Source organism: Ningiella algicola (assembly GCF_028401415.2).
GTDB lineage: Bacteria > Pseudomonadota > Gammaproteobacteria > Enterobacterales > Alteromonadaceae > Glaciecola.
Window position 1 is genome coordinate 3,624,437 of sequence record NZ_CP171821.2, and the last position, 13,876, is coordinate 3,638,312.

Annotated in this window: 10 protein-coding genes; 6 read left to right on the forward strand and 4 right to left on the reverse strand. The window is 45.7% G+C overall.

The window, feature by feature from the left end; all coding sequences use genetic code 11:
• Nucleotides 1-250 precede the first annotated feature (250 nt).
• From PN836_RS15745 to PN836_RS15755, 3 genes are all read left to right on the forward strand, one after another.
• Nucleotides 251-1,540, forward strand: a complete 1,290-nt coding sequence (locus tag PN836_RS15745) for an efflux RND transporter periplasmic adaptor subunit (RefSeq protein ID WP_395340026.1) — start codon at nucleotides 251-253, stop codon at nucleotides 1,538-1,540.
• Nucleotides 1,540-4,734, forward strand: a complete 3,195-nt coding sequence (locus PN836_RS15750; protein WP_395340029.1) for an efflux RND transporter permease subunit — start codon at nucleotides 1,540-1,542, stop codon at nucleotides 4,732-4,734. Before PN836_RS15745 ends, PN836_RS15750 begins: the two co-directional genes overlap by 1 nt.
• Nucleotides 4,735-4,833: 99 nt before the next feature.
• A complete protein-coding gene (locus tag PN836_RS15755; protein ID WP_395340030.1) occupies nucleotides 4,834-5,604 on the forward strand; it encodes a DUF2982 domain-containing protein in 771 nt (256 codons plus the stop codon).
• A gap of 16 nt (nucleotides 5,605-5,620) precedes the next feature.
• Here PN836_RS15755 and PN836_RS15760 read toward each other — a convergent pair whose 3' ends face one another.
• Entirely contained in the window at nucleotides 5,621-6,925 is a 1,305-nt protein-coding gene (locus tag PN836_RS15760) for a cystathionine gamma-synthase family protein (RefSeq protein ID WP_395340032.1), read from the reverse strand.
• A 378-nt stretch (nucleotides 6,926-7,303) separates the two neighbouring features.
• Between PN836_RS15760 and PN836_RS15765 the strand changes: the two genes are divergently transcribed.
• The 3 genes from PN836_RS15765 (at nucleotide 7,304) to PN836_RS15775 (ending at nucleotide 9,112) form a co-directional block, all read left to right on the forward strand.
• Complete coding sequence (locus PN836_RS15765) at nucleotides 7,304-7,564, forward strand: alpha/beta hydrolase family protein (RefSeq protein WP_395340033.1); 261 nt, start codon at nucleotides 7,304-7,306, stop codon at nucleotides 7,562-7,564.
• 196 nt (nucleotides 7,565-7,760) lie between these two features.
• Nucleotides 7,761-8,429, forward strand: a complete 669-nt coding sequence (locus PN836_RS15770) for a hypothetical protein (RefSeq protein WP_395340035.1) — start codon at nucleotides 7,761-7,763, stop codon at nucleotides 8,427-8,429.
• Nucleotides 8,430-8,614: 185 nt separating this feature from the next.
• Nucleotides 8,615-9,112 carry a hypothetical protein gene (locus tag PN836_RS15775; RefSeq protein WP_395340037.1) on the forward strand — a complete coding sequence of 166 codons (498 nt, stop codon included), beginning with the start codon at nucleotides 8,615-8,617 and terminating at the stop codon, nucleotides 9,110-9,112.
• Between the two features lie 40 nt (nucleotides 9,113-9,152).
• Here the strand turns inward: PN836_RS15775 and PN836_RS15780 are convergent, their stop codons facing one another.
• The 3 genes from PN836_RS15780 to PN836_RS15790 form a co-directional block, all read right to left on the reverse strand.
• Entirely contained in the window at nucleotides 9,153-11,636 is a 2,484-nt protein-coding gene (locus PN836_RS15780; protein ID WP_395340038.1) for an ABC transporter permease, read from the reverse strand.
• A 33-nt stretch (nucleotides 11,637-11,669) separates the two neighbouring features.
• The gene (locus PN836_RS15785) at nucleotides 11,670-12,353 is read right to left on the reverse strand and encodes an ABC transporter ATP-binding protein (RefSeq protein WP_395340040.1); all 684 of its coding nucleotides are present in this window, start codon (nucleotides 12,351-12,353) and stop codon (nucleotides 11,670-11,672) included.
• Nucleotides 12,354-12,420: 67 nt separating this feature from the next.
• Nucleotides 12,421-13,722, reverse strand: a complete 1,302-nt coding sequence (locus tag PN836_RS15790; protein WP_395340042.1) for an efflux RND transporter periplasmic adaptor subunit — start codon at nucleotides 13,720-13,722, stop codon at nucleotides 12,421-12,423.
• Nucleotides 13,723-13,876: the final 154 nt, after the last annotated feature.

Here is a 13,876-nt window from a genome sequence, read left to right on the forward strand (position 1 = left end):
TTCGCGTTTTTAGCGCTGCTTGGCGCTATCGCTTATCCCGAGTTGAGGTTACTTAACAGTCTGCCTTTGCTTACTTATTCAAAGCGGTGAGCTAGGAGAATCCAACTTTAGATGAAAAGATGAGCAATATTTAATATTAATAGACTAGACAGTCTAGTATTTATATTCTAGCATACTGTTCAGTGTATATAATTTGAGCGCAGTCTTTCAGCGTCAGGACCGCTCTCAAGGCTATAAAGAGAACGCCTTAATGCCCAACGACTCCGCCGCCGCACCGATAAAGCATGGTAATAATGGTAAGCTTCTATTAACGCTTATTACTGTCGTAAGTTTTATTTTACTGATAATTCTAATGAGTGTGTCCGGGAGTGGAAGCAGCCAAGCTTATACTCAAAGCGATTTGATGGTAGTCGAAAATATGACCGTCGAAGTTATGCCAATCAAAATGCAATCACAATTTACTCGCAAGCGAATCGTGTACGGGCAAATCGAATCTGCCAAGCAATCTGATGTAGGGTTTGAGTTAGCTGGCGTATTAGCCAAGCGCTTAGTGGCAGAGGGTGATAGTGTACGGCAAGGTCAAGCGCTAGCCATGCTCGATTTAGCTAGGCTTGATGCACGTGAAAACGAGCTAATTGCATCTCTTGACCGTGCGCGTGCAGACGCCACGCTTGCGGAATTGTCCGCTAAGCGAACTCAAGAGCTAGTTGACGCAAAGCTTGAACCACAGCAGCGTCTAGACGAGGCTCAAGCCGCGCTGAACGCTGCAACTGCATTGGTGAATGAAGTTCAAGCTCGTTTGCAAAGTCTGCAGGTAGAAAAGGAAAAATCAACGATCATCGCGCCCTTTGACGGGCAAGTCGTTGCTGAACTCGCCGATGAAGGCACGGTGCTCAATACGGGACAGGCGGTGTTTAGCGTCTTGGCAACTGACTCACTTGAAGCGCGTTTTGGTCTGCCCGAAAACATTGCTTTCGGCGTCGAGCTTGGTGAGCAATATCGGTTAACCTTAGGCGGCCTTGAATTTCCTGCCTCGGTAAAATCTATTTCAAAACAGCGGAATCTTGCCACACGCACCATCGACACGGTATTTGCTTTATCTCGGAATACCCTGGCGCCAGCGGAGCTTGAGGCATTAGTGTCAGGCGACCTGGTGTCCATATCAGTCCCCATTGAAGTTGACAAGCGAGGCGCATGGATCCCTTTGGATGCTTTATCAAGCGGTGTAAGAGGTTTGTGGACGGTATTTGTTTATGATCAAAGTTCGCAAAGCATTGCTTCTCGTACCGTCGCCGTTGAACACATAGAAGCCGAGAAGGCCTTTGTTTCCGGCGCGATTCAGGACGAAGATTTAATTGTCGCAAACGGTTCTCACCGACTTACGCCAGGGCAAACGGTCACTCAAGTGCGTGAAGTGAAAAATACAGTGACGAATACTATGGTAGACGTCAGTGGCAGTTTGCACACGCAAAAGCAAGGCCGCGATGGGGCCCTTTCATCATATGAGAGCGCAGATTCCGCTTCTGCACATAGAAACTAATGTCACATATTTCAGAATCAGATAAATCAAAGGACGGCGCCTCAAATCAACACGGTGCTCATCCCAATTATCAACATGCTCCTTGGTACACTGCGTTTTTTAGAAAAGGGCATTTATTAGTACTGAGTATTGTGATCATTTTGGTTGCGGGCTTATCTGCAATTCAAAGTCTACCAAGGTTGGAAGATCCACGCATTGATTTGCGCAACGTCATTGTGCTGACTAGCTTTCCGGGAGCCTCTGCTGAACGAGTTGAAGCCTTAGTGACTGACGTAATAGAAGACGAGTTGCGCCAGCTATTTGAAATAAAAGAGATTAAATCAACTTCAAAAGCGGGATTTTCGTCGCTGTCGGTTGAGCTGCAAGATACGGTCGATAACAGCAACAATCAACAGATATTTTCAAAGATTCGTGATGCACTTGATGACGCTGCAGCTCGTTTCCCTCCGGGTGCGCAAGCGCCAATTCTAGAAGACAAGCGTGGAGCAACTGCGTTTACAGTTTTGTATGCCTTAAGCCCGGTGTTTGAAGAGAATACCGACTTAAGCTTAACCAGCAGAATGGCCGATGAACTGGCAGATAGCTTGCGAAACGTGCCAGGTACCGAACTTGTGCGCATTTACGGTGAACCTCAAGAGGAAATTACCGTGACGCTAAATGCACAGCAGTTAGCGCTTGCAGGCATGAGCTTATCGCAGGTAAGTCAGCGTATTGCGGCCGCTGATGCTAAACTGCCTGCCGGTGTGCTACTCAACGATGCGCGTAATATTCGCGTTCAGGTTGCTCAGCCACTTGAGAGCGTGTCAATTGTTGCGAACACCCCCATCATCAACAACAGCGGTGATGTCCTACGCTTAGGGGATATTTCAGATGTTCAGCGTACGCAATTGGACCCGCCCACTGAAATTGCGCTAGTGAATGGCAAACGCAGCATTTTTGTTGCAGTGAGAATGCAAACTACCGTTCGGGTGGATACCTGGACTCAGGCGATTAAAAAGCAAGCTGATAAATTTAATCAAAGCTTCGGCAGCAGCGTAAAGGCTGAGTTAGTCTTTGAACAAAATAAGTATACCGATCAACGTCTCTCAGAGTTAAGTAATAACTTACTGCTTGGCTCAGTGGTCGTCATGTTTGTTGTGCTGTTTTTTATGGGGGCAAAGGCAGCATGGATAGTGGGTCTCGCGCTTCCAATGTGCGCCGCATTTGCCATATTTAGCTTGAGCTTTTTTAATCAGCAAATACATCAAATGTCCATTTTCGGCATCATTATCGCCATTGGCTTGCTGATTGATAATGCCATTGTGATCACGGATGAAATTCGGCTAAACCTGCTCAATCACTCGCTCTCGCGTTTAGACGTGCTGCAAAAAAGTGTTAAACACCTATTTTCGCCCTTACTCGCGTCTACCCTCACTACCATTTTAGGCTTTATGCCGGTATTTTTATTAAACGGCAATATCGGTGATTTCATTGGCGGTATCGCCATAAGCGTTGTCATGGCCCTAATTGGCTCATTAGCAATTTCCTTGACCATTATTGCGGCCTTGGCAGCCCGTTTTTTACCGCGTGACAGCAGCGAAGATCATGCATGGTATCGCCGTGGCTATCAGCTACCGTCGGTCTCAAAAGCCTTTGAACGTTTACTGGCGAAACTGATTAATCGTCCAATGTTTGTATTACCCGCCATTGCCGTTTTTTGTGCCAGTGGCTTTGTATTATCAACCACTCTTGAAAATGTGTTCTTTCCAAGTGCTGATCGCGATCAGTTTGAAATGTATGTGTTTATGCCAAGCGGCACCGGCATTAATCGTACCTACGAAATGACCAGAGAAATTGATGAGCACTTGCGCCAAAATGAAAAAATAGAGCAGCTTACGTGGTTAGTGGGTGCTTCCACACCTTCTATCTATTACAACCAGGTCATGACGCGCGACAACAGCCCTGAATTTGCGAATGCGGTATTTACTACAAGCAGCGTAGCAGATGCTGATACCCTTGTACGCAATATGCATTTTGATGTGCAAAACCGTTTTCCCGAAGCTAAAATTGTGGTGCGCAAATTTGGTCAAGGCCCGCCTATTGCTTCTCCTTTAGAGGTAGATATTTTCGGGCCGGATTTGGAAGTGCTCGAGCAGTTAGGGCAGCAGGTTAGACTTGCGATGACAAAAATTGAAGGGCTGACGCAATCGACCGCCTCCATTACGATGACAGAAGCTGAGCTTAACTATGCGGTGTCTGAAGAGGTGAGCTATTTATCGCAGCTATCTTTAAACGAAATTGCAGAACAATTACAAAATGCCCTTGCAGGCAGCACGGGTGGTTCAATCCTTCAAGGTACTGAAGAAATGCCAATTCGCGTGCGAATCAACAACGCCCAGCGAAGTTCACTGAGCGAACTTGAAGCTTTGCCGCTGATAAGTAGGCAGGTGCAACAAACCGGTCCCTTAGGCGTGGCTAATTTGGGCAGTTTTTCACTGCAGCCAAGCATCAGCGGTATCACGCGTCTAGATGGTGAGCGTATTAACAAGGTACAAGCTTATTTGCTGCCAGGTGTTGCTGCGGTGAGCGCCAGTAACCAATTGCGCGATGAGTTGGAACAGGGCGCATTGGTGCTGCCAGAAGGCTACCGTATAAAAATGGCAGGAGATGCAGACGAACAGCAGCAGGCGCTTGGTCAACTAGCCACATATGCGCCCGTGCTGTTGGTGCTGATGATCACGTCTCTCATTTTAAGTTTTTCAAGTGTCAGGTTTGCCGCTGTGATTGCAGTTGTGGCGATGTTGTCAGTGGGGCTTGGCTTTTTTAGTTTGTGGTTGTCAGGCTTGCCGGTGGGCTTTAACCCGCTTTTGGGCAGCGCAGGCTTAATTGGTGTTGCTATCAATGGCTCTATTGTTGTCATTGCATCGATTGCCAGCAATACAGACGCCATGCGCGGAGATACCGAAGCTATCGTGTCTGAGACCATGAGCTGTAGTCGTCATATTTTATCAACTACCTTCACGACGGTTGGCGGTCTTATCCCCTTGTTGCTATTCAGCGAAGGGAGTTTTTGGCCGCCGCTTGCTGTGGTAATTGCTGGGGGAGTTGGATTTTCTGTGATACTTTCGCTCATATTTACCCCCACAATTGTATCTGCCTTATGCCGTCTAAGAGAAAAACGCAAAGCTTTCTTTGCAAAGCAGCTAGCAAATTAGGTAACAAAGTGCAGCAATGGTGGCATACCGATTGTGCTTTTTGTCGACAAACTCGGTATATCATCATATGGGCAATATTAATGATGATGCTATATTTTTATGTCTGGCACTGATACTTCTGACTCGATACTTATTCGCGGAGTTTCCTCCCACAACGGCTTAACCAGTATGCTCATTGGCATTGGTGCTCTGATTTTGGGCGGCCTCACAATTTCAGTTTTACCTGAATTGTTCTTTCTTGCTGGCATATTAATCATCGCCGCAGGCATTATTGGCATTATTATGGGCTTTTTTAAACTTAGAGAGCCAAAGCACAGCGTAGAAATAAATAAAGACGCGCTTATTTATCATCATCGTCTGGGAAAATGGCATATTGAGTGGGACAACCTGCAGCGCGTAGATGTGCCGCGTATCCATAAAGGCTTAGAGCACGTCGATTTGGAAATGGTTGGCTTTCGTCTAAAAAATCCAGAGCCTCTCCTTCAAAACATCTCCCCGCGTTTAATTACGCATTTGTTAATGGAACAGCGCCCCTTGGTTGCGCAAATAGAGCGTGCTAACTGTGAAACCGGTCGTTGTTATGGCGATGATTTGATTGAAGACGCTAAATATAAAACAAGCGATGGTACTGTGATAAAAGGGGTTGTTGCCATGTTTGCTAATCGTATGCGAAAACTGCAAGAGGGTCATGGATACGACGTCTATGTATCGGTGAATGAGCTAGACCGCAGTGCGCAGGAGTTTGTCACCTTGATACGTGAATGTCATGACAGCGTTAAGCAGGAACGCCTAACTAGCCATACCGATGGCACGCTAAATGAATCGGTGGCCAGCCAGACAAAGATAGAACAGGCAAGCAGTCAGCGCTAAGGGGCGACTGCCTTAATTAATCCGATGTACTGTCGAAGGTGATTTTGAAAGCATTATCCAAATCAACAATGAGATCATCAGGGTGTTCTAAACCAATCGACAGGCGTATCAAACCATCAGTCACACCAAACTTAGCGCGCATGTCTGGTGCTACGCCGGAGTGTGTTGTGCTGCCCGGATGACAAACAAGACTTTCAGTTCCACCCAGGCTTACTGCCGATTTAAAGATAGACAGATTGTTGATGAAGCGAAATGCATCTGCTTTTGAAATGTCCAAAACAAATGAAAAAGTCGAGCTAGGGCCCAAGCACTGGCGTTTGTAGACACTTTGGTAAGCATCGTTTTCGATAAAGTCTGGGTGGAGTATTGTTGCTTTAATATAAGGATTGTCAGCAATCCACTGCGCTACTTTACGACCGCTATCAGCAGCGCGCTGCATGCGAATGCTTAAGGTTTCAAGTGAGCGGGAAATCATCCAGCTTGTATGTGGGTCCAGGTTCAATCCTAATGCGCCGCGAGTAGCGCGCACAGCTTTGAGCATATCACGGCTACCGCAAACAGCGCCTGCGACTAAGTCACTGTGTCCACCAACATATTTGGTTAATGAATACATGGCCATATCAATACCATGAGGTACAACTTGCTGAAAGACGGGCCCCATCAAGGTGTTGTCGCACACGCTCAAAGGGCGGTGGCCTGTTTCTCTTTCAATGACGTCGAGAACGCGATTGAGGGCGGCAAAGTCAACTAAGGAATTGGTTGGGTTGGCGGGGGACTCGATAAAGACCATAGCAACACGCCCCTTATTGCCCGCTTCACGCAATGCGCTGAGCATACCTGCTTCATCTAGTCCGTTGTGAAACTCGCCAGTTTGGATGTTAAACTGGGGCAAAAACTTACGAATTAGCGTTTCGGTTCCGCCATACAAGGGCGCACTTTGAACAATTACGTCTCCCGGGCGCAAATACGCAAGCAAAATAGCGCTAATAGCGCCCATACCGCTCGAGCAAATCACGGATGATTCTGAACCTTCGAAAAGTGACAGTCTGTCTTCAATAATCTCTACGTTGGGGTGATTAAAGCGGCTATAAATGAGACCGCCCACATTGCCTTCTGGTGCAGGCTTACGACCCGCCATAATATGAAATGACTCTTCACCCTCTTCTGGTGTTTGATAGGCAAAGGTGGATGTTAAAAATACAGGCGGCTTAACAGACCCTTCAGAAAACTGTGGATTGTAACCATAGGACATCATCATTGTTTCTGGCTTTAGCGCGTGATTGCCAATTTTGTCTTTTTTGTAGTTTGTGTCATTTGCCATAGTTTACTTCTCACTTTTTGTGCCATTTTCGGGGCTGATGTTGATAGCCTCTACCTAAAATTTGCACTGATAAAACGTTTGTTGTTTGGATGATAGCTTAATTGCTTTTCCTTGACTTCACTATCACAACGAATAATGGTGAATTTCAACGAGGCTTCTATGTCAAAACCCAGTGCTGTAAGGTATTGGTATGTGAAAAAAACCTATCTCCTGATGGCAGTAAAAAATTGTTCCACGAAGCAGTCAAAATGAAAGATGTGCTGGGCACTGACCGCTACAAACACTTGTCAAAATCTGATGCTTACGTATTCGACGATTTAAACATGTCTTTTTTTGGTTAATCATTACATTGGCGGGCCGTATTGGGACAAAGATAATATGGCGGCTCAAAGGTCTTACGATGCATTTAACCCGAGTAACTTCGTACAGAATTGGGATACGCCTATGCTTGTGATCCATGGTGGAAGAGATTATCGCGTTCCCATAGGTCAGGTCATTCAAGCCTTCCAAGCAGCGCGATTGCTTGGCGTTAAAAGCCGCTTCTTGTACTTCCCAGACGAAAATCACAGGGTACTCACGCCTCAAAATGGCTTAGTGTGGCAGCATGAGTTTTTTAAATGGTTAGAAGAAACGCTTTAGCTAGAATATACAACGATGTCGCTCCCTCTGGGAGCAACGTCACGCTTAGTCGACGCGAGAGTAACTGTCAGCTTAATATACACTTTAAAATACATACCAAAACTTACTAAAGTATTTCTTTGTAAATACAGAGACTTAGATTGTTGGCATTGAAATTGTACTGCTGTCCTCACACCTTCCATACAGGCTCACCAAAATGAAAAAAACTATCGCTCTTGTCATATGCATGTTTATGGCTAACGCGAATGCCGCGTTGCTTACCGACCCAGCGGGCCTAGTGGGTACTCAAAGTTTAATTGACTTTAGCCAGTTCACAGGTACCAATCAAAAAGAGGGAGTCGGCACGGCTGAGCAAATTGGCGATTTGGTAGGTGAAGATATTCAAGCGCAAAGTATTGGTTCAAGCGAACTTTGGCTCTACGATGTAAGCTGGGGCTTATCAACAAATGGTGATTGGAATTCGGATCGAAACGGATGGTTAGGCATATTTCCGGGTGAAGGCCCGGTCAGAATCGATTTCAATACAGCTGATATTTCAGGCTTTGGTTTCTTTATGAATATTGTTCCTGAATTTGGAACCGTCAGTTTAAGTGCATTCGACTCAAGTGGAACTCTTCTTGAGTTTTTCGACATTACCGCAACGGCCAACATTAGCACACCTGATGCTATCAACGGTGGTGCATTCAGGGGTATTCAGCTAGCCACAACAAATATCGCATATATCGAATTAGTCGGCGACACCGCAGTGTTTGACGATTTGCGCTTTGTGCGCTCGACGATAAACGCGTCAGCGCCAACGTCTTTTGTATTAATCGCACTAGCTATTGTGGGTATCGCATTTTCAAGCGTAAAGCGACGAAAATAAGCGCGGCATATAGAACATGCAACGTGGTTACAATCGGCTGCTAAATTTTTCTATAAAGTTTTGCGTTTTTCAGGAAGTGAGATAACGTTCTGTCTCAGAGTCCAGCGCGTATGACGAAGCTTGATTTCCAAAAATGAATAGAGCCGCTTGCAGCGCATATTGGCTGTGAAAACGCCGAGAAAACTGTGGTTTTTGCGTTTTACTTTAAAGACGATGTATTCCAATCCGTGGCTTATTCACCTATTGGGGAATCTACTGCCCTGGCCGAAGCGAAGGTTGTGAACAAGGTTGTTTCGGTTGCTAGAACAGACTCTGCCATCGATATGGCTGCGCAGATGATCAAAGAGCGTGATTTTGTGCGCATAGCCGTGAACATTTCTCAAAACAACGCGCAGGCTGACGGGCTGAGCTACATGCAGCACAAAAAGCTGTCTGAAGCGATAGGTGAGACGCTAACTAATCGTCTGGTGTCGTCCGACGAGTTAGTGTTTCAATGGCTTTCAATAAAATTACCGGCGGAAGTGGCAATCATAAGAGATGCTGCGGCCCTGACTGCCCAGTGGCAGTTAGAAGCATATGCAAACGTTACTCCCGGTAAGACAAGCGATGCCGATGTGGCTGCATTTCTAAAGCAAAAAATGGGCGAAGCTGGCGTATTAGCCCTGCGCCTGCAAGATAGATAAAACCGGGTAACGCACTACCCGGTTTTGGCTGTGTTGCAAGTTAGTCTTGTCTCAGCGCATTTATCGGATTAGCGCGAGCTACCGCTGAGGCATTTGCTCCCACCGTTGCCCATGCAATCATTAACAAGATAAAACCAACACCTATGCATATTGGAATCAAGTACAGCGCACTGATTCGGTAGGAAAAATTTTCAAGCCAGGTGATCATCGCGAAACTTGCCAAGGGCCAAGCCACGATGTTGGCGATGAGCACGGGCTTTGAAAACTGCCAAACAAGTAGGCTGACAATATCTTTCACACTTGCGCCCATTACTTTTCTAATACCAATCTCTTTGGTTCTTCTTTCTGTGGTGAAAGCGGCTAAACCATATAGACCCAAACACGCAATCACAATCACCAATATTGAAAACGCTGAGAAGAGACTCGATTGTATGCGCTCATCATTATATTGCGCCTCCATCATGCCATCTAAGAAACGCAAAGATATTGGCTGAGTCGGCATAAGTTCTCTCCAGATTTGCTCAATACGGTTGCGCAGTGCTGCTGGGTTATTCGTATTGAAGCTAAGGCTAGCCACACTAAAGCGCTGAGGATTAAGTGTATAGATACTTGCGCGCACGCCAAACTTGATAGAGCGAAAATAGATATCGGGAATAACGCCCACGATGGTTAAATGCTGTTGTCCGCGTATATTTGCTTCAAGCGTTTGACCTATGGCCGCTTGCGCATTCGCAAAGCCAAATTTGGCCAGCGCGCTTTCGTTTATGACCGCGCTTGCATTAGCGGGCAAATCGCCATTCTCATTATCGCTTATTTCGTCTGAACCATAGTCTTGGTTAAATAAGCGACCTGCAATTGGTGCGACTTCGTAAGCTTCAAAAAAGCCATAGCCCATGTTGTGATAATTCACGATTTGTTCTTGGCTCGCCAGCTCATCGCCATCAAGCAAGGAAAAATAAGCATTATTTTCGTTGTCTTGCGAAGGCGCCTCAGATGAGAAGACCACCGAAGTAATTTCAGGTAGATTCAATAACTCTTGACGCAAGCTTTCTCTGGCATCACCCATACCGTTTATTTGAAGAATTAATTTGTTGTCACTTACATAACCCACATCAACTGATTGGGCGAAGCGTGTTTGAGTGAAGATAACGGCTGTACAAATCACAAGCGCAATGGACGCGCTAAATTGGAAAACCACAAGCAAGGTTCTGAAATTTGCCGTTTTCCCAGACTCTGAGCTTTTGTTGGACTTCAAAATATGACCCGGTAAAAAGCGAGATAAATATAGTGCCGGGTATATGCCAGCGCCAATGCCAACGAATAATCCCACGGCAAGTATTGCACCTAGCAAGGATACATCGGTAAATAATGATAATTCCAATTTGCTGCCAAGCACTTGATTATAAATGGGTAGTACAAGTTCGACTAAAACTAAGGCCACTAACAATGAGATAAATACAAGCGCTACCGCTTCACCCAAAAATTGAATGGTGACTTGTTTCCGGCTAGCCCCTAAGACCTTACGCATAGCAACTTCACGCGCTCGCTGACTGGCACGAGCAGTGGCGAGATTCATAAAGTTAATACAGGCAATGACCAGAATGAGTCCAGCGATAATTGAAAACGCCGTAATCATTGTGGCATCACCCAATGGAGAGAGGTCTCCCATGGTTCCTGCATCTTTTTTCGCATGTAAGTGAATATCTTCCAATGCCATGAGTTTATGCTTCATTCCGTCGGATACTTTTGTTTCAGGCTCAATATCCTTTGACAAGGGACTTTCGTTGTCGACCCAATAAGTAAGACGCTCTTGGAAATCTTCAATTGAAACGCCATCGCGCATTTTAAAATAGGTGTACACGTTAACGCTTGTCCAAGTATTTAACCCGGGGTTGTTTTCGATAAGCGCAGGTGGCACAAGCACAATTAAATCAAGGCTTAAATGCGTGGCTTTGGGTAAATCTTTTACTACGCCTGTAACGGTAAGTTCGGAAGGTTCAGGACCAGCGCAACAGAGCGTTAGCGTTTCACCAACGACATCCGTTTTACCAAAATATTTGATAGCGGTTTCTTCGGTGAGAATCAAATCAAAGGGCTTTTTAAAGGCGTTCTCTTTTGCGCCATAAACAAAGGGCAAGTCAAATACATCGAAGAAGCTTGGGTCAACCAGATTCACGCGTTCAGCCGTTGCGTTTTGATCTTTAATCACCGACGCGCCAAATGAAATGAGTCTTGTACCTTCCTCGACTTCTGCAGTGGCGTAGTCTCGCACTGCTTCCATAAAATTGCCTGCAGAACGTACCGTCAAAAAAGGGGGGGTGCCGGCGCGGTAATAAGCCGTATGCATGCGAACAACTCGATCAGAATCAGTGAGCCACTTGTCGTAACCCACCTGCTCACGCACAAAGAGCGAAATTAAAATACAGCTCATTAAACCTAAGGCCAAGCCAAGGATATTAATGGCCGAAAACATACCGTTTTTTAAAATGTTGCGCCACGCGGTGACTAAGTAATTCTTAAACATGAGACCTTCCTTATTAATTGGCTAGCAAGGGTATTAAATCGCTTGGCGAATGCTTTGAGTCACCACATTTCCATCAAATAAATTGATGGTACGATGCGCATAGTCTGCGTGAGAGGGGCTGTGAGTCACCATTACAATGGTGGTGCCTTCTTCGTTAAGTGCTTGCAACATTTCCATGACTTCTTGCCCATGAGCGCTGTCTAAGTTGCCAGTGGGCTCATCTGCCAAGATCATCGATTGATTGCCCACTACCGCTCTTGCAACTGCGACGCGCTGCTGCTGACCACCTGATAACTGACTTGGCATATGTTGAGCACGATGTGCAATGCCCACCTTATCCATCACAATGGATACTTTTTCTTTGCGCTGTGCTGCAGGAATGTTGTGATATAGCAAAGCGAGTTCTATGTTTTCTTGTACAGTTAGCTCATCAATCAAATTAAAACTTTGGAAAATAAAGCCAATGTTATGCTTTCTGACTTGTGATAATTGTGCTTCTGAATAATCTGAAACATCTTCACCGTTGAAAATGTATTGCCCTTCACTTGCTTTATCGAGCATGCCGATGATGCTAAGCAAAGTTGATTTACCACAACCGGATGGACCCATAATGGAGACGAATTCCCCTTTTTCGATAGCAATGTTTACCTGATTTAGGGCTGCAGTTTCTACTTGGTCTGTTTGAAAAATACGCGATAGATTTTTAAGTTGTAACATGTCGTGATTCCTTGTCTTCGATGCGTTGTTGCTTTGCTATTGGTTCCGCATAAAGCGATGTAAATGTCTAGTTCAGCTTAAGTCGCTGCATATCCTGGTAACTTGTGTATGGGCTAGTGACAACGCGCTCGCCCTCTTCGAGTCCATCCAAAACTTCAATAAAGCGAGAATTGCGACGGCCTAGGCGCACAGGACGGCGAACGGCTTCGGTCTCATCTGGCGTCACCACAAATATCCAGTTGCCGCCAGTATCTTGATAAAAGGCGCCATTTGGGATGAGCAGCGCAGGGCTTGCGTCACCCAGTGTTAACTTGGTTTGAACCGTTTGGCCGCGACGGATACCGTTGGGCTGTTGGTCAGTGAATTTCAGGTCAACCTCAAACTGACCGTTAGCCACTTGCGGATATATTTTAGATACACTGAGCTGATATTCCTCAAAGCTAGCTTGCTGATCAATATCGACTCTGCTTAGGTAAAACTCATCAATGAGCGCGGTTAGTTTGAAGTCATTCGGTGTATCAATTTGCCCTAAGCGTTCGCCTTTATCGATGCTTTGGCCTACCTCAAAATCAAAACCTGAAAGCTTGCCATCAACAGGCGCCCTAACATTCATATTGGCTAGGTTTTGTCGTGAAATGGCTAAATTACTTTCAAGGCGCACGGCAGTATCTTTTAAGAAGGCTAATTGGCTTTCTTGCAGCGCTTTGTCTGAGGCTTGGCTTTCAAGGGTTAGTATTTTTCTCTCTTTGTACCATGCCAAGGTGTCGGCAGTATCAGCGTAGGCCGAAGCACTTACCGCCCCCGTTTTAAGTAGCTCGTCTTCTCTACTTAACTGACGCGTGAGTAATTTTATTTGGTAGTTAATGTCGGCTAAATTGCGTTTATGCTGAAGGCGGTTTTGCTCGAGGCTGAGCTCGATGGAACGCATATTATTTAACTGTTCAGCAACGCGAGCTTCGTTGCCTAACACGCTAAGCTGCAATGATGCATTCGACAACTCAACAATTAGGTCGCCTGCTTTAAGACTAGTGCCGTCTTCCACCAAAATACGCTCTACGCGCCCACCTTCAATGGCGTCTAAGTAAACTGTTTTTGCTGGCGTTACGCGAGCTCTAATAGGAATGAAATCCTCAAATATGCCTGAGCTGACGGCTGAAATCGCAATGCGTTGACTATCGACCTTTATGGCTTTTCCTGAGTTTCCTGAAAACTGCAAATACGCGACATAAGCGAGTGCAGCAAGGACAATAAAAGCGATACTGTATTTCTTCCAAGCAAGACTGGGTTTAGCGATCTTGCGATCCATGCCCGAGCCGGACTTCCCTTGCCCATTTGCGCCTGTGGCTTTCTGTAATGATTGCTCCGTCATAACGACATCTTCCTGTGCGATAATTAAGCGATTGCCCGCGTTCATAGTGGCTATCATTCAAGTATCGAACCAAAGCATAAGTTATTGTTTTAAATGGAATAACTAAATCTAAGCATGGTTGTGATTTTTTAAACTGTACGTTTACGAACACTAA